The sequence below is a fragment of the Endomicrobiales bacterium genome (assembly GCA_023228045.1).
Classification (GTDB): Bacteria; Elusimicrobiota; Endomicrobiia; order Endomicrobiales; family JALOBY01; genus JALOBY01.
Window position 1 is genome coordinate 44,367 of record JALOBY010000002.1, and the last position, 17,344, is coordinate 61,710.

The following is a 17,344-nucleotide window of genomic DNA, read 5'->3' on the forward strand; positions in this document are numbered from 1 at the left end:
ATATGAATTATACAAAATTTTTTTGTAAACCAAACAAAAAGATATATAATTGGCAAATTAAATGAAAAAATTATTCTTTATTGCTCTTATCGCAGGTATATCGTTGGGGTTATTTATCCAACCCCTTTCAAGCAAGTATTTTGGCACAAAAAAAATCTATTCAATTTTAGGGCCTGACAAAGATGCACTAATAGAGTCTGCAACCAGCCAGAAAAAAGAAATAGTAGTCAGCCAAGAAAAATATATACTTGATATCCCTACTACTACAACCGCTGGAACCGCTGGCAAAGAACTTGCGACTTTTGTAGAAAATAGCAACTTTTTTAAATACTCTCCAAATCGCTGGCGCAAACTAATGCAACAACTTAATAACCCTGCACAAAGTATAAAAGAAACAACCCTTATTTCTTCAGGCACAAAAAAACTACCTCCACCTATACCGCCAGGCCTTACCGTAGAACTGCCATACGAATCACAACTTTCAATATCCGGCAGAAAAACTATTGGCGTTACATTCAGCTCTACAATGTATGACAAACCCGATTCTCAAAAAAGAATAAACTCGTCGTCACTTGCCATGAAACAAGAGCTACAGGTGCGCATAAACGGTAAAGTTGGAAGAAAAGTGAATGTTAATGTTGACTTCGACGATACTACTGCCGATAAAAGAGATATATCTGTTGTTTACAAAGGCGACCCTGACGAGGTAATTCAGGAGGCTGCATTTGGTGATATATCAATGACATTACCTGCGACAGAATTTGTTGGATATTCAAAACAACTCTTTGGAATAAAAGTTGATGCCAAACCAACAAAAAATCTGCGCACAATAGGTTTTTTTAGCAGAACAAAAGGGCTCTCAGAAGTAAAGCGATTTACTGGTAATACAACGCTTAACCGTCGTTTAATTGCCGACAACTCATACATTAGTTACAAATATTACAACTTAGTATTAAACGGTTCGTATAAAATTAAAAGCGGCACTGCTAAAATTTATAAAGATGATAGAAATATTGTAAACAACAATGTAACAACATCAACCAATACTACTGTAGACATAATTCCGCTTACAGGAGGCACAACCAACTACACTGGCGATTTTGACCTTCTTGTGCCTGGCCAAGACTATACAATAGATTATGACAGAGGAATAATTGCTTTTAGAAATCGACTTGAGGCAAACTGGGTTATCGCGGTTGATTATCAAAAAGATGACAACACATGGCTTAGCGCGGACACAGGCCAATGGAAAGTAATAAAAGATGGCAACAACAATGTTAATTATACGCGCGAGCTTAAAACATTTTACAGCTTAGGCAACTTAAAAATAATAAGAGACAATGGGCGTGGAAACTTTATTTTACAAGTGCAAGACCTAAATAACACTCAAGTTACAACAATTGATAATGGCTCAACACAAAAGACCGTACCCTATTACCCGCAAAATATAACTGTTGACTTTGACAACGGTATTTTTAACTTTGAACCACCGACTGGCAAACCATTTCATGACGACCTCTACACATCAAACACACATAAATACAATATATTAACAGAGTATAGTTACCGCAACAAAATACTTACGCTAAGGCCTGGCATAGTACCACAAAGCGAGCATGTAACTTTAAATGGCAAAACACTACAGAAGGATTCCGATTATTACTTAGATTATGACGCAGGAATTATTACTTTTTACAATGAGGACAATATAAAAGAAGACTCTGTAATTGAAATCTCATACGACTATGCGCCTTTTGGAAATGCTGGAGGAGATACACTTATCGGACTTCGTTCTGAACTTTCATTAACCAAAAATATTTCTGTTGGCTCAAGTTTCATTTATGATTTCGCCGCTCAAAGCGCGGTTGTCCCTGATATTAGAACAACTCCATCTAGTTTACAGGTTTTAGAAGGTGATGCAAAAATTTCTGATATAGATATACCGGGCATAGGTGTAAAAGTATCTATAGCCGGCGAGTATGCCAGCAGTGAAAGAAACCCCAATGTAATGAACAAAGCAATTTTAGAATCTATGGAAGGGGTAAAAACAGAAGACAGTGCATCATTAAACTATCAAAACTGGCAACTTGCGAGCAACCCATCTGGTCAAAAATACTTCTCAAATGCAATAACAGTTTCAAATGAAGACATATCAAAAACAGAAATAAATCCAAATCTTGTACTAAAAACCGACGAAAAACAATCTGTACTTGATCTTAATTACAACCTTACAAACTCAAACGAAACATCAATAGTTCAAGTGCTTTCCAAGGTTGGCAATGACTACTCAAAAAAACAATTTTTGGAGTTCTGGCTCCAAGGCGACGGGAAAGGAGCTCAGTTTTTAGTTGGCTATGGTTCATTTAATGAAGATGTTGATGGAAGTGGTGTTTTGAAAACAGAAGATCTTAATCACGATGGAACACTTAACTTTGGGGAAGATATTGGCTGGAATTTCATAAACCCAGATAATACTTCAACACCTATAGGAAGAAATAACAGCTTACTTGATACGGAAGACCTTAATGGCGATGGGATATTAAACAACTTCGACACAGTTGTCAATCAATTTGGAGCCGCGCAAAATAATTACTCAAAAACACTTATAGATGTGGACGGAAATACATATAACACGGTTACATGGACGGGGTGGAAACACTTTATTATTCCTCTCAATATAACCGCTACTCAGCTGACCGATTGGCAAGTTATAAAGCAAGTGCGTATAACTTTGCGCTCATCAGGAAATAATGAGTCCGGCACTCTAAAGCTTGCAAAATTATCAGTGTCCGGAAACCGTTGGGAACAAGGGACCAACTCGTCGGTTATTGGAGCAACACTTACAATTTCTGCAAAAAACACGAATGACGATATTGATTACAAAAATAACTCGCTACTCACAAATCCCGACTATTTAAATCTATACGACATAGCAAACCAAGACTTAACAAACTACACAGAGCAAGCACTCGCTTTAAATTACTCTATTAGTACATCTTCAAATGTTGATCTTTCTGCACGCTTGCCTTATTCAACGGCTTATGACCTTTCAAATTACCATAATTTAAAACTATTTGTTTACGCAAAAACGGTTAATCTTGGTGATGTATTTTACATTCAAGCAGGCAATGACACAAATTATCTTGAATACACAATACCTATAACATGGACTGGTTGGAAACTGTTAAACATTGAACAAATTGATACAAACGGCGACACAAAACCAGATCTCTGGCAAACCACATACCCTGCATCAAGTATAACCGTTGTTGGTTTACCATCTTTGCAAAATATAACCCAAATTAAACTTGGTATTAGAACAACTGCTGGAACCAAAAGTGGAGAAATATGGGTTGACGAAATACATATGACAGAGGCTTGGTTAAAAGAGGGCTATGCCTGGCGTACAAATGCCGATTTTCTTGTACCTGAGTGGGCAACCTTTGGCGGTAAGAGAAAACAAGTAACCAAAAACTTTGAAAGCTTTTCTGCTGGCATTTACAACCGCGACTTAACAGAAGATAGCGCCTATTTTAACCTAATGAAAGTTCCGTTAATGCCCATAAGTATGCCAATAAATACAGCATTAAGCAGAAGCGTAATCCTTACACCATCTGTAATTGAAAATCAATCAGACCTTGTATCAATTTTAAACGAAGGAAAGATTCTTTCATACTCTGGTTCTGGCGGAACATCTTTTTCACTTGGTACAAACTTACCGAGTTTTTCCGGAAACTACACAAGAGCTATTAATGACTCGTCACAGTTAAATAGAATTCAAGATGATGAAACCCTAACTGGCAATGCAAGTTATTCTTTACCAGTACGGTTTATTGTCTTACCCACTGGAATTTCTGCAAACTACAGCATAACAAATTCATTTTTACGCCCTTGGCAAGAAATTAAGGGCAGCACAGATACAGCATTTTTAGGATTAGATGCATTTAAAGAATACCTTAAACTCACCAATTACAACTCTCTTGACATAACAGAAACATGGAGCGGAAAAACACCTTTCCAGTTTTTCAATGGCTTTAATTTTACGCCAAACTATACGCTTACAAAAGTAAAAGAAAAAAACCACTTGATCAATTGGGAGTTTAACAAATCGGCTAACCAAACAGTTGGCGCAACATCTAACTTAAGCTTTGCCAGCTGGTTTTGCCCAAGTTTAACCTACTCTATAAGCACAAATGAAAACTACAACATTGCATACAACACCACAACTGCCCCAGCAGTTTACCCCGGCAATGTAAAACTTATAGAAAGAGCAAGCAATGCTGAAGTTGCGTTAAATTTTAATATGCGCGAAGTTACTAATTTTAAATTCACCAGATCACTTGGGTTTTACTCAAACTACAAAATTCAAGACAACGATTCTTACAATAATGTTCCTGCTACATACACTGCAATTGGCTTTGATAATCTCTGGGTGCGCAACAGCCCACTTGAACTTGACACAACAAATTACGCATATCTTAAAAGCGAACTTCACAGAGATGATGTTAGATTAAACTGTGCTTATAATCCATTTGAGGCCTTAAATTTTAGCGGCAGGCTATCACCACTCAATCTGCTTTCAACTAACTTTACCTATACAGGAACCAGAGAACAAAGTTGGGTTACAGGAACTCTTAAGGAAGTGGTTACACGTGTTTGGCCAGACCTTACAATAACAATGAAAAATTGGGAAAAATTCTTTTTTATTGAGCGCTGGGTTAGCGACTCGCAATGGAATATAAACTTTAGAGACAAATATACTGAAACAATAGATGTATCAAACAATACAGATAAAATACTCGGAACTAACTTTGCCTTTTACTTAGTAAAAAAAATAGACCTAAACATCGGGGCAAATGTTATAGATGATAAAGATTTTGACTTTATTAACAATGTTATAACAAGGAAAGCCCAAAACATTACATGGTCAACACAAAGTGGCTACACCTACAAACAATGGCGCTTTGGACTGCGTTATGAAAATGGACAAAGCTGGCAACGCGATGGTACAGAAAAGCTTACACAACAACTACTTACAAATATCTATACAGCCCAGACAAATTTAGACATTTCGTTTCCAAATGGGTTACCAATTCCATTTACAAAAAAAACCCTTCCTCTTACAAACAGAATGATTCTTAGCTCAACATTTAAATACACAACAACAAACTCAAGTTTAAATGTTGAAATAGACAACAAAAATATTTACAGTTTAAACCTAAGCGCCGATTATGAAATATCGCAAAACTTCCGCACTACCATCGGCGTTGGGTACAGCAAAACAGAAAACCGAGTTGTCCCAGATGACAACTACCAAACAATTGAGGCGTCTGGCCGCTTAACAATACAATTCTAATTTAACAATGAAAAACATTTCACTAAATAATATAAAAAATAAAATAATTAATTTTATAAAAAAGCTTTCCTGTGTTTTATTTCCAATAAGTTGCACCATTTGCTCAAAAATACTGCCGAGCAATGATTACACACGACTATGCGATGAATGTGAAAAAACTATTAAAAAAAATTCAACGCTATTCTGCGTACTTTGCGCTCTTCCGTTAGAACACGGCGGTATGCATTGCCCAACATGCATTAAAATAAAAAACACACCTTATGAATTTATCCGTTCCGCCGGCATATATGAAGGACCCCTTAAAAAATTAATAATTGGTTTAAAGTATCAAACAAAACATTATTGCGCGCGAGCGCTTGCTAAACTTCTTGCCCAAACATATAGCCAATACTTCAATGATAAATGCATAGACCTGCTTATACCAACACCAATGCACCCATTAAAAAAACTATTTCGCAGCTACAATCATTGTGAACTCCTAAGCAAAGAACTATCTAAACTTATAAATATTAAAGTATGTAATAACACACTTGTAAAAATAAAACATACCCGCAGCCAGGCAAAGTTAAAAAGGGCACAACGTTTAAACAACCTCAAAAATGCTTTTAAAATAAATAATTCTAAAACGATAGAGCAAAAAAACATACTACTTATTGACGATGTTTGTACAACTACCGCAACAATACACGAATGTGCCATAATCTTAAAAAAAGCTGGAGCAGCAAAAGTTTATGTCATAACAGTGGCAAGAGATATTAAACACTAATTAAGCCCCAAATATAAATCTCTTAAAAACATACAAAATTTGACACAGAAAAATCTTTTTTATAACATCTGCAACTAATAATACCGCAATGGTGCGGAACAAAAGAAATAAACTTCACGGAGGAAACAAATGGCAGTTAAAGTTGGTATTAACGGTTTTGGCAGAATTGGAAGGCTTGTTGCAAGAGCACTTATAGAAAGAAATGATAAAGACATTGAACTTGTTGCAATTAATGACCTCACGGACGCAAAATCAAACGCATTACTATTTAAATATGACTCAGTGCACGGTCAGCTTGCAGGCGAAGTAAAAGCAATTGGCGAAGAAGAAATTTCGGTTAACGGGAAAATAATAAAAGTTCTCAAAAAAAGAGATCCAGCCGAACTTCCTTGGAAAGACCTTGGCGTTGACATAGTTGTTGAATCAACAGGCCTTTTCACAATAAAAAAAGATGGTGTAAACAAAAAAGGTAAAGAAGTGCGTGGAGCAGAAAGCCACATCACAAAAGGCGGAGCAAAAAAAGTTATTATTTCAGCCCCGGCTCAAGGTGAAGATATAACAATCGTCCTAGGTGTAAACGAAGACAAATACGACCCAAAAAATCACCATGTTGTTTCAAATGCCTCGTGCACAACAAACTGTCTTGGACCAGTTGCAAAAATTATAAATGACAGGTGGGGAATTGAAAAAGGTTTAATGACAACCATTCACGCCTACACAAACGACCAAAAAATTCAAGATATGGCTCACTCAGACCCAAGAAGAGCGCGTGCCGCAGCGCTTTCAATGATACCAACATCCACTGGTGCTGCAAAAGCTATTAGCCTTGTAATTCCTGAGCTTAAGGGAAAACTTGATGGTTTTGCAATAAGAGTTCCAATTCCAAATGTTTCAATAGTTGATCTTACTGCAAAACTTGCTAAAGGTGCAACAGCTGAAGAAGTAAATGCAGCTTTAAAAGAAGCCGCCGCTGGCAAAATGAAAGGGATACTCGGCTACAATGAAGATCCTCTCGTTTCAATTGATTACAACCACTGCCCTCTTAGCTCAACAGTAGATGCAAAACTAACAAAAATGTTGGGTGATGACTTTATAAAGGTTATTGCTTGGTACGATAATGAGTGGGGTTATTCAAACAGAGTAGTTGACCTTATAAAATATATGATTGGCAAAATGTAAAAAATTTTTTCCAGAAGGAAAAATGAAAAAGACAATTAAAGACATTGATGTAAAGAATAAAAAGGTGTTGGTTCGTGTTGACTACAATGTTCCTCTTAACGATAAACTTGAAATAACAAGTGATAAGAGAATTGTTGCGACACTTCCAACCATTAAATACCTGCTTGAGCAAAATGCGGCAATAATTCTTATGTCGCACCTTGGAAGGCCAAAAGGTAAAACTGTAGCATCTATGAGTTTAAAACCTGCAGCCATACGGCTTGGGAAACTACTCAGTAGAGAAGTTAAAATGGCTCCAGACTGCATAGGGCCTGAGGTTTCTAAATTAGCAAATGAACTTAAATCAGGGGAAATTTTATTACTTGAAAATTTACGATTCCACTCCGAAGAAGAAGCTAACGATCCAAAGTTTGCCGCCGCACTCGGCGCGCTTGGGGAAGTTTTTGTGCAAGACGCTTTTGGCACTGTGCACAGAGCCCATGCGTCAACTACCGGTATTGCGAATTTTGTTAAAACAACAGCTGCTGGCTTTCTTGTAGAAAAAGAACTTAAGTTTTTAGGTGAAGCTCTTGAAAACCCAAGACACCCATTTTTGGCAATTCTTGGCGGGGCAAAAGTATCCGACAAGATAGCCGTAATAGAAAATCTTCTTACAAAAGTTGATGCCTTAATAATTGGCGGAGCCATGGCTTATACATTCTTAAAAGCCAATGGTGCAGATACAGGCAATTCATTAGTTGAAGCCGATAAAATTGAAACCGCAAAAGCACTTATCATCGCTGCCAAAAAGAGAAATATTAAATTACTATTGCCAATAGATAATATTGTTGCAGATAAAGTTGATTTTGCTACTAAAACCATTGCACACAGTTCCGTGCTTAAAGAAACAACTGATGCAAATGTCCCAAGCGGTTTAATGGGCTTAGATATTGGTCCAAAAACAATCGCACTGTTTGCGCCTGTTATAGTATCTGCAAAAACAATTGTTTGGAATGGTCCAATGGGTGTTTTTGAAATTGATGCTTTTTCAAGAGGAACAATTGAGGTTGCAAAATACGTTGCTCAGGCAACTGATAATGGCGCAATATCAATTATAGGTGGTGGTGACTCAGCGTCTGCTGTTAAAAAAGCTGGTGTTGATAAACGAATCACTCATATTTCAACTGGTGGCGGGGCTTCACTTGAGTTTCTTGAAGGTGTGCCTCTTCCTGGCGTTGCCGCACTTGCAGATAAATAATTATATTTGCATTTGAAAAGGTAATCTGGTAAAATATAAAAATCATGTACTTCTTTTTACTTGTCGTTCATCTAACTGCCTGTATATCGTTAATTCTAATTGTTCTTTTACAATCTGGGAAGGGCGGTGGTTTATCTGGTCTTATGGGTGGCGGCGGCGGATCTGAGCAGATTTTTGGCGCTTCTACCGGTATGGCCTTTGTAAAAAAGGTAACTGTTGCAATGGCAATTACCTTTGTACTAACCTCTTTGCTTCTTACAATTGTAGTTTCAAGAAAAGGACTTTCAACTGTAACACGCCAGTACCAACCCACTGCACCTATTAGTGCTCAGGCGCCTGCCCCACAGCCAAATACTGCGCCAGCAGCACCCAAGGAGCAACAGGTACCAGCGCAGAGCGGTAATTAATACACTTTGTTTTGGACATTTTTGCTGGGGTGGCGGAACTGGCATACGCGCACGTTTGAGGGGCGTGTCCTTAACAGGATGCGGGTTCAAGTCCCGCCCCCAGCATAAGACTTTGAATTGGGTCATTATCAAAAGGAGAGAAAAATGGGCGATGTTTTATTTAAAAGAACTGGCAGGCTTTTTGCGCGGCCATCTTTCATTGAAGGAGCGTCTAGAGTTCTAGATTTAGGTTCAACTTTAAATGAATATAATTCAAATTTAACCACTGAAGAGGCCGACTCAGCCGCTATTCAAAGTGATTGGTATGCGGTTGGTGACGACATCCTAAATGCTATGACTCAATATCAATACCATGGATAAAGAAGAGACACCTTCAAAACTTACAAAATCAACAATAGAAATAAGGAAAGAACAACACTATTCTGGCCCGTTGCCTCCTCCTGCTATGCTGGAACGGTATAACCAAATTGTACCTGGTGCTGCAGAAAGAATCCTCAAGATGGCTGAATCTCAGTCAGCTCACCGTCAAAATCTTGAAAAGACAGTCATCAAATTTGACACACGTAATTCAACATTAGGTGTCATTTGTGCACTTCTCATTGCTCTTGGTGGACTATTTCTTGCTTTTTATGCTATTAGAATGAATCATGTTAAAGCAGGAGTAATAATAAGCACAATAGATATTGTGGGTTTGGTTTCAACATTCATATATGGTACACAAATTAGACGTCAAGAAAGAGAAAAACGTAATAAACAGCAGTAGATGTCTTAATGTAGAGAATATTGCGGGTGTAGTTCAGTGGTAGAACGTCTCGTTGCCAACGAGAAGGTCGTGGGTTCAAGTCCCATCGCCCGCTTTTAATAATCTCAAAAAAGCTAAACAATCAAAAATATAAATTTAGGAATTAATAAAATAATTTGACCAACAAATACTTGTTGGTCTTTTTTTATTTTCTTTAAAATTTGTTATAATTCAAGAAGAAGTATACACACACTTAATAGGGAGAGTTCTATACTATGAAAAAAGACCTTTTTAATCTTGATCAAGAAAAATATACGGTTAAAAACTCAAGGTCGTATGTTGTAATACCTCAGTTGCCAAAAGCTCTTAAACCACTTTTTAATATTGCATATAACTTGTGGTGGATCTGGAATAGCGATGCAATTGAACTTTTCCGGCGAATCGATCGTGAACTTTGGGAAAAAAGTTACCACAACCCCATAAAAATGCTTGGGTTGGTTGAACAAAACAGATTAACTGAGCTTGCAAAAGATTCAAGTTTTATGTCTCACTTAGAACGTGTTTCTGCAGAGCTTGAACACTACATAAAAAGTTCCACTTGGTTTGACAACGCATTTCCTCAAAATAAAAAAAATATAATTGCATATTTCTCTACCGAGTTTGGAATTCATGAAAGTTTGCCAATCTATTCTGGTGGGCTTGGCATTCTCTCAGGTGATCATCTTAAATCTGCCAGCGATATGGGACTCCCATTAGTTGGTATGGGCTTATTATACCGCTATGGGTACTTTAGCCAATATCTAAATATTGATGGTTGGCAACAGGAAGAATATATACAAAACCATTTTTTGCGTATGCCTATAGAGCGCGTCCAAAATGACGATGGCAAGCAAATAATAATTTCAGTTGATTTACCATCTGGACCGATTTATGCTCAAATTTGGAAAATTCAAGTTGGCAGAGTATCACTTTACTTGCTTGACACAGATATAGATAAAAACACACTGGAAAACAGAGAAATTACTGGGCAACTTTATGGCGGCGACAGGGATATGCGTATTCGTCAAGAAATACTTTTAGGCATTGGCGGCATAAAAGCTCTTAAAGCCCTAAACATTGAACCAGCTGTTTTCCATTTAAATGAAGGGCATTCTGCATTTCTTGCAATTGAATTAATTACCAACCTAATGCATGAAAAAAAACTATCATTTGCCGAAGCGCTTGAAGTAACAAAGGCTTCTTGCGTTTTTACGACGCACACACCAATAGCCGCTGGAAACGAAGTATTTAACACTTCTTTAATAGACAAATACTTTGAGCAACATTACAAAAAGCTTGGCCTTAAAAAAGATGAATTTATGGCTCTTGGCAGAATTAATCCAAAAGATGAAACCGAAAATTTCTGTATGACAGTGCTTGCGCTTAAAACAACAAGCCATGCAAACGGCGTTAGCAAACTTCATGGTACAATTTCAAGAAATATGTGGAAAGATATATGGCCAAACTTCGCACAAAGCGACATTCCAATTACACACATAACTAACGGTGTACATCCAAACACATGGATTTCATATGAAATGGCCGAGCTTTTCAACCGCTATATGGGTTCAACATGGAAAGATGAACCTGCCGACCAAACAATTTGGCAGGGGGTTAAGAACATTCCAGATGCAGAACTCTGGAGAAGCCACGAACGCAGAAGAGAACGCTTAGTTTCTTTTGCTAGAACAAGGTTAAAAGAACAACTCATCAGGCGTGGGGCTTCCATAAGTGAAATTAATGCTGCCGACGAAGTTTTAGACCCAGACGCACTTATAATTAGTTTTGCAAGGCGCTTTACATCTTATAAACGCGGCACACTTATTTTTTCAGATTTTGACAGGTTAAAAAAAATGCTGACCAATAAAAACAGGCCTATTCAATTAATTATCGCAGGTAAGGCTCATCCACACGACTCATCAGGCAAGGAATTTATAAGACAAATCATTCATATTTGCAGAGACCAAGAAGTACGCAACAGAATTGTTTTTATTGAAGATTACGATGCAAATGTTGCCCACTATTTAGTACAGGGCTCGGATGTTTGGCTAAATAACCCGCGCAGACCGTTTGAAGCATCTGGAACAAGCGGTATGAAAGCCGCAGTCAATGGAGTGCTTAACTTAAGTGTATTAGATGGCTGGTGGTGCGAGGGGTATAATGGAGAAAATGGCTGGATTATTGGTTCAGGTGAAGAATACGCAAACCAAGAATACCAAGATGAGGTTGAAAGTAAGGCTATTTATGACCTTTTAGAAAAAGAAATTATCCATGAATTTTACCTTAGAGGTTCAGATGGTTTACCTCGCCTGTGGATAAATAAAATGAAAAAATCTATGATGACAATTAACCCAATTTTTAACACAAACAGAATGATTGAGGACTATACAAGAAAGTTCTATACACCGGCCATTGAACAACACTTTAAATTTGTAAATAATAACTATGCAGTTACAAAATCTTACACTCAATGGAAAAACAATGTTTCAACAAACTGGGATCAAATTAAAATATCAGAGGTGCAAGATAATCTAACACAAGATATTGAAATAGGCAAGGATTTTTCTGTAAAAGCAAAAATTTCACTCGGGCAGCTCAGTGTTGATGATGTTTATATCGAGCTATACTTTGGCTACCTAGACTCAAAAAATAGAATGCAATCTATGATTGAAAGTGAAATGAAACTTTCTGAAAATTTACCTTCAAATACATGTATTTTTGAAGGTGTCGTAAAAGGTGACCGCATTGGCCACTGTGGCTATGTTATACGCATACTGCCAAAATTTGAAAATAAAAAGGTTTATATACCAAACCTGATTTTGTGGCAATAAATAAAATGGCCGCTCCTCAACGCTTTTTAAAAAACTTTGAATTGATAATTTTTGATTTAGACGGCACAATTGCTAACACTTTAGAAGATATAACTTTATCAGTTAACGAAGTTCTCGCTAATTTTAATCTGCCAAAATTGCAGCTAAAAAAAGTACGCACGCTAATTGGCAGCGGTGTACCATCTCTTATGCAAGGAGCGCTTGCCACAAACAACAAATACAAAATAAATAAAGCCAGCAAGTTGTTTCTAAGCAGCTATTCAAAAAATCTTCTTAAAAAAACAAAACTCTACTCTGGCATCTTAAAACTTTTAAACAAGGTAGCATCAAAAAAACTTGCCATAGTAACAAATAAACCGCAAATGCATACAAAAAAACTGTTAGATGCGTTTGGTATCGCTAAATACTTCCAAGTTGTATATGGCGGAGACACTTTTAAACATAAGAAGCCACACCCAAAACCAATTACAAATGTTCTAAAAATACTCAAAGTAAATAATTCAAATGCCCTGCTTGTAGGTGATGGCGTAAATGATATATTAACCGCAAAAGCTGCAAATATTGCCTGCGCCAGCGTTGGCTATGGTTACTGTGATAAGGATGAATTATTAGCGCTTAAACCAAATTATTACTTTGAAAGCGTCTCTGAACTTTATAAGTCGTTTTAATTTCATCTGAATTAGAGGAGAATTTATGTTTGCCATTAAGCTACTTAAATCAATTGTCAACATTTTACAATCTGAAATTTCACCAAACCAAATTGCGGCAGGGGCAGTGATTGGAGCGTTAATCGGCCTTACCCCAGTATCAGCTTTGCATATATATTTTCTTTTTTTTCTTATGCTTATTTTAAATGTAAATATCGGCTCAGCAATGCTAAGCGCAATGGTTTTTAAGTTAATCGGTATGTTAATAGACCCAATATCAGATAAAATTGGATATTACCTCTTAGTTAGCAACACGTCTCTTAAAGATTTTTGGACAAACCTATATAACACACCAATTGTTCCTTTCACACATTTCAATAATACGGTAGTACTTGGCAGTTTTGTCGTTGGAATATTGCTTGCACTACCAATTTTCTTTCTGTCAAAAAAACTGCTTGTTATATATCGTATCCGTTTAAAAGATAAGGTCGCGAAATGGAAAATTATGAAAGTGTTTAAGATAACCAGTATTTACAATGTTTATGATAAACTAAATAAATAGGGGTAATAAAATGCGTTGGAAATTTGTTATACCTGCCTTAATATTAATAGCCATAATAATCACCTTTAATATCATATTCCTTGATGCACTGCTTAAAAAAGCATTCATTGCCTCGGAAGAAATGGCTTTTGGCGCAAAGGTTGAAGTGCAATCGCTAAAAACTAAATTTGGTAATTTGTCAATTAAAATTGACGGCCTGCAAATTGCCGATAAAAACGATTATTGGAAAAACCTACTTGAAGCTAAAACAATTTCTTTTGCTCTAAAACCACTGCCACTTCTTTCAAAAAAATTCATAATAGAAAAAATGTCTGTTGAAGGTGTAATGTGGCAAACAAAAAGAAATACATCTGGACAATTACCGCCTAAAAAAATTAAGAAATTTAATAAAACAAACAAAAATTCTCTTTTAGGCAAGCTTGTTAATTCGCTTGCTCAAAAAGGAAAATCTGAAATTATACAGCTGCCGGCTGTTAGCGCACTTTCAGATGCACAAAAAAACCTTAAAAATATTTCTATTAATACAGTTATAGACCCCGCACAAATTCAAACGCTCAAAGAAATTGATACTATGAAAGCTGATGTAACGAGTAAATACGTAAGTTATCAATCAAGTTTCTCTAACCTTAATATTAATGCAACTATTGAATCAGCTAAAAGTGCGCTAAATGGATTATCTGATATAAAAGTTGACTCACTTGGAGGCATAAAGGCCATAAAAGATAAAATTGATTTAGCCCTTGCTGCTAAAACTACAGTTGAAGTAAAGTTAAATGAATTTAATTCTCTAAAAAGTAGCATATCAAAAGATATAATCACAGAAAAACAACTGACGGAAAAAATAGCTCAACTTACAAATGCCGATGTAACAGGATTGATGGATAAGTTAAAAATACCAGAGGTATCTTTTAGTAATATATCAAAGGCACTTTTTGGTCAACTTTGGATAAACCGCGTTAATTCTTTAATTTCATACGTTGAACTTGCCAGAAAATATATGCCACCCAAAAAAGCTAATACAAACATAATATTAACCCCGAGCCGTATGAATGGAACAAATGTAAGCTTTTCTAAAAAAGATAACCCGCCAGATTTTTTAATTCAGCAAATATCACTTAGTGGAACTACTCAAGGACCCGGCAAGGAAATGCAACTTGGAACAATATTTAGCGGAAATATTTTAAATATAACATCTGACCAGGCACTTTTAGGCAAGCCAACGATATTTAAAATTTTAGGTAAGCAGAACTCTTCCCTGTTAAATTTCAATGGAACTTTTGACCACAGGATTGATCCTGGCAAAGATGTCATTAACGCGACATTAGAAGGCCTTAGTGTTGATGCTTTTGGGCTTCCAAAATCTGAGTACTTACCCGAGTTTTCAAATGGGGAAGGTAAAATAAATACTTCTCTAACATTAACAGGAGAGGAAATTGACTGCAAAATTAAAGTGGTTTTGAATAAGCTTACTGCAAAAAGAACATCATATAAAGATAATGAAGAAGTGGCTGAAATTATTGACTATCTATGGGCAGGAATAACAGATATAGTTATGAATGTTTCTGCAACAGGGGAAATAGATAATTTAAAGTTTGATGTCTCTTCAAATTTAGACAGAGTACTTTCAGAGCGTTTAAAAGCTCTCTTTGGTCAAAAAATTAATGAATATAAGGCACAACTAACACAAAAAGTGAACTCCCTGATTGCATCTAAAAAAGCTGAGCTTCTTGCAGAATTAAACACAAGAAAAAATGAATATCAAAAACTAATTGATGAAAAACAAAATGAATTGAATACTCAGATTGAATCTATAAAAACTCAAGTGCAGGCAAAAGAAGATGAAATAAAGAACAAAACCGAAGGTGAAAAGCAAAAAGCGCAAGAGGAATTGCAAAAACAAGCACAGGATAAGCTTAAAGATCTCTTTAAGTAAAAAATTTGGCTTTTAAGCACAGTTTTTTGTAAAATCAAAAAATAAAATTATATAGATAACTATTATGCAAATTGATGGTAAAAATAAAAGGATATCTCGGAAATGAAAGCATTAGTTCTTGCAGGTGGCAAAGGTACCCGCCTAAGACCCATAACCCATACATCCGCAAAACAACTTATACCAGTCGCGAATAAACCTATTTTATTTTATGGCCTTGAAACTATAGCGGCAAGTGGTATTACTGAGGTAGGTATAGTAGTTGGAGATACAAAAAACGAAATAAAAACAACTGTTGGCGATGGAAGCCGCTGGGGAATAAAAGTTACTTATATTGAACAAGACGCCCCACTTGGATTAGCCCATGCTGTAAAAATTTCAAAGGATTTTATTAAAAATGACTCTTTTCTTATGTTCCTTGGAGATAACCTTTTAAAAGACGGTGTATCTGCGATTGTAGAATCATTTATAAAAGACAAACCAAACTCTAAAATACTTTTAACAAAGGTTGCAAATCCGCAGGAGTTTGGTGTTGCACAATTAAAAAATGGAAAAGTAGTAGCGCTTGAAGAAAAACCAATAAACCCAAAAAGTGATCTTGCGCTTGTAGGAGTTTACTTATTTGATAGTACAATCTTTGAAGCCGTAAACAACATAAAACCCTCAAAGAGAAATGAACTTGAAATTACAGATGCCATTCAATATCTAATAGACAATGGCTATAAAGTTGAGCCATATATAGTAACAGGATGGTGGAAAGATACAGGTAAGCTTGAAGATATGCTTGAAGCAAACCGTCTTATACTTGGCGGGATGGACAGAAGTATTAGCGGAACCGTAGACACCCTTTCAACAATTGAAGGCAATGTTGTTATAGAAAAGGGTGCAAATATTAAAAACAGTTGTATTCGTGGACCATCAATAATAGGAGAAGGTGCAAAAATAACAAATTCTTATATTGGTCCATTTACATCTATATATTTTGGAACAAATATTGAAAATAGTGAAATTGAACACTCAATCATATTAGAAAATTCAACAATTAAGGGTGTTAAGCGTATTGCCGACTCACTAATTGGGCAAAATGTAAACATTTCTAAGACTGAAAAGAAACCAATCTCTTATAGAATAATGGTTGGCGATTCTTCTAAAATTGAAATTATTTAAAACCAATAAATAGGAGCTACTATGATAGATGGAGTTAAAACAAAACAACTTAAACCACTCTGCGATGAACGCGGCCGTGTAATGGAGATGTTTCGGTCTGACTGGGCGGAGTTTATTAACTTTGGCCAAACCTATATGACTTCGGCATATCCTGGCGTTGTAAAAGGCTGGCACTATCACAAAAAACAAACTGACACTTTCATTTGCATTAAAGGAATGATGAAAGTAGTTCTTTACGATTCAAGAAAGAGCTCAAAAACAAAAGGTGAAATAAATGAATTTTTTATTGGTGAGCATAACTATATGCTTGTTCAAATTCCGCCTTTTGTCTATCACGGTTTTAAATGCATAAGTGAAACCGAAGCTATAATAATAAATGTGCCAACAGAACTTTATAACTACAAAGAACCCGATGAATACCGCAGGCCGTTTAATACAAAAGAAATACCTTATAATTGGGAAAGGAAAAACGGATAATAAA

Annotated in this window: 13 protein-coding genes and 2 tRNA genes; all 15 read left to right on the forward strand. The window is 36.1% G+C overall.

All coding sequences use genetic code 11. The annotated features are described in order from the left end of the window. Window positions 1-61: 61 nt before the first annotated feature. The 15 genes from M0Q46_00790 to M0Q46_00860 all read left to right on the forward strand — a co-directional run bounded on the left by M0Q46_00790 (window position 62) and on the right by M0Q46_00860 (window position 17,340). On the forward strand, window positions 62-5,356 hold the full coding sequence (locus M0Q46_00790; protein MCK9582151.1) for a hypothetical protein: 5,295 nt from the start codon (window positions 62-64) through the stop codon (window positions 5,354-5,356). A gap of 7 nt (window positions 5,357-5,363) precedes the next feature. Beyond that, the gene (locus M0Q46_00795; GenBank protein ID MCK9582152.1) at window positions 5,364-6,122 is read left to right on the forward strand and encodes a ComF family protein; all 759 of its coding nucleotides are present in this window, start codon (window positions 5,364-5,366) and stop codon (window positions 6,120-6,122) included. Between the two features lie 129 nt (window positions 6,123-6,251). Beyond that, window positions 6,252-7,301, forward strand: a complete 1,050-nt coding sequence (gene gap, locus M0Q46_00800) for a type I glyceraldehyde-3-phosphate dehydrogenase (protein MCK9582153.1) — start codon at window positions 6,252-6,254, stop codon at window positions 7,299-7,301. Window positions 7,302-7,323: 22 nt separating this feature from the next. Further along, a complete protein-coding gene (locus M0Q46_00805; GenBank protein ID MCK9582154.1) occupies window positions 7,324-8,538 on the forward strand; it encodes a phosphoglycerate kinase in 1,215 nt (404 codons plus the stop codon). 44 nt (window positions 8,539-8,582) lie between these two features. Then, the gene (gene secG / locus M0Q46_00810; GenBank protein ID MCK9582155.1) at window positions 8,583-8,945 is read left to right on the forward strand and encodes a preprotein translocase subunit SecG; all 363 of its coding nucleotides are present in this window, start codon (window positions 8,583-8,585) and stop codon (window positions 8,943-8,945) included. Window positions 8,946-8,968: 23 nt separating this feature from the next. Next, window positions 8,969-9,050 (forward strand) — tRNA-Leu (locus M0Q46_00815). Window positions 9,051-9,089: 39 nt separating this feature from the next. After that, entirely contained in the window at window positions 9,090-9,305 is a 216-nt protein-coding gene (locus M0Q46_00820; GenBank protein MCK9582156.1) for a hypothetical protein, read from the forward strand. After that, the gene (locus tag M0Q46_00825; GenBank protein MCK9582157.1) at window positions 9,298-9,708 is read left to right on the forward strand and encodes a DUF2335 domain-containing protein; all 411 of its coding nucleotides are present in this window, start codon (window positions 9,298-9,300) and stop codon (window positions 9,706-9,708) included. The genes M0Q46_00820 and M0Q46_00825 overlap by 8 nt, the downstream gene beginning before the upstream one ends. A 22-nt stretch (window positions 9,709-9,730) precedes the next feature. Further along, window positions 9,731-9,802, forward strand: a tRNA-Gly gene (locus M0Q46_00830). A gap of 160 nt (window positions 9,803-9,962) precedes the next feature. Further along, the gene (gene glgP / locus M0Q46_00835) at window positions 9,963-12,557 is read left to right on the forward strand and encodes an alpha-glucan family phosphorylase (protein MCK9582158.1); all 2,595 of its coding nucleotides are present in this window, start codon (window positions 9,963-9,965) and stop codon (window positions 12,555-12,557) included. Beyond that, window positions 12,548-13,225, forward strand: a complete 678-nt coding sequence (locus tag M0Q46_00840) for an HAD-IA family hydrolase (protein ID MCK9582159.1) — start codon at window positions 12,548-12,550, stop codon at window positions 13,223-13,225. Before glgP ends, M0Q46_00840 begins: the two co-directional genes overlap by 10 nt. 25 nt (window positions 13,226-13,250) lie before the next feature. Continuing rightward, entirely contained in the window at window positions 13,251-13,766 is a 516-nt protein-coding gene (locus tag M0Q46_00845) for a TIGR03546 family protein (GenBank protein ID MCK9582160.1), read from the forward strand. Between the two features lie 10 nt (window positions 13,767-13,776). Then, complete coding sequence (locus tag M0Q46_00850) at window positions 13,777-15,699, forward strand: TIGR03545 family protein (protein ID MCK9582161.1); 1,923 nt, start codon at window positions 13,777-13,779, stop codon at window positions 15,697-15,699. Between the two features lie 102 nt (window positions 15,700-15,801). Further along, window positions 15,802-16,863, forward strand: coding sequence for a glucose-1-phosphate thymidylyltransferase (locus M0Q46_00855; GenBank protein ID MCK9582162.1), 1,062 nt, complete (start codon window positions 15,802-15,804; stop codon window positions 16,861-16,863). 21 nt (window positions 16,864-16,884) lie between these two features. Next, window positions 16,885-17,340, forward strand: coding sequence for a dTDP-4-dehydrorhamnose 3,5-epimerase family protein (locus M0Q46_00860; GenBank protein MCK9582163.1), 456 nt, complete (start codon window positions 16,885-16,887; stop codon window positions 17,338-17,340). Window positions 17,341-17,344 lie beyond the last annotated feature (4 nt).

Coding starts and splice junctions, on each gene's coding strand:
- M0Q46_00790 (MCK9582151.1), top strand. CDS start 62: ATGAAAAAATTATTCTTTATTGCTCTTATCGCAGGTATATCGTTGGGG.
- M0Q46_00795 (MCK9582152.1), top strand. CDS start 5,364: ATGAAAAACATTTCACTAAATAATATAAAAAATAAAATAATTAATTTT.
- gap (MCK9582153.1), top strand. CDS start 6,252: ATGGCAGTTAAAGTTGGTATTAACGGTTTTGGCAGAATTGGAAGGCTT.
- M0Q46_00805 (MCK9582154.1), top strand. CDS start 7,324: ATGAAAAAGACAATTAAAGACATTGATGTAAAGAATAAAAAGGTGTTG.
- secG (MCK9582155.1), top strand. CDS start 8,583: ATGTACTTCTTTTTACTTGTCGTTCATCTAACTGCCTGTATATCGTTA.
- M0Q46_00820 (MCK9582156.1), top strand. CDS start 9,090: ATGGGCGATGTTTTATTTAAAAGAACTGGCAGGCTTTTTGCGCGGCCA.
- M0Q46_00825 (MCK9582157.1), top strand. CDS start 9,298: ATGGATAAAGAAGAGACACCTTCAAAACTTACAAAATCAACAATAGAA.
- glgP (MCK9582158.1), top strand. CDS start 9,963: ATGAAAAAAGACCTTTTTAATCTTGATCAAGAAAAATATACGGTTAAA.
- M0Q46_00845 (MCK9582160.1), top strand. CDS start 13,251: ATGTTTGCCATTAAGCTACTTAAATCAATTGTCAACATTTTACAATCT.
- M0Q46_00850 (MCK9582161.1), top strand. CDS start 13,777: ATGCGTTGGAAATTTGTTATACCTGCCTTAATATTAATAGCCATAATA.
- M0Q46_00855 (MCK9582162.1), top strand. CDS start 15,802: ATGAAAGCATTAGTTCTTGCAGGTGGCAAAGGTACCCGCCTAAGACCC.
- M0Q46_00860 (MCK9582163.1), top strand. CDS start 16,885: ATGATAGATGGAGTTAAAACAAAACAACTTAAACCACTCTGCGATGAA.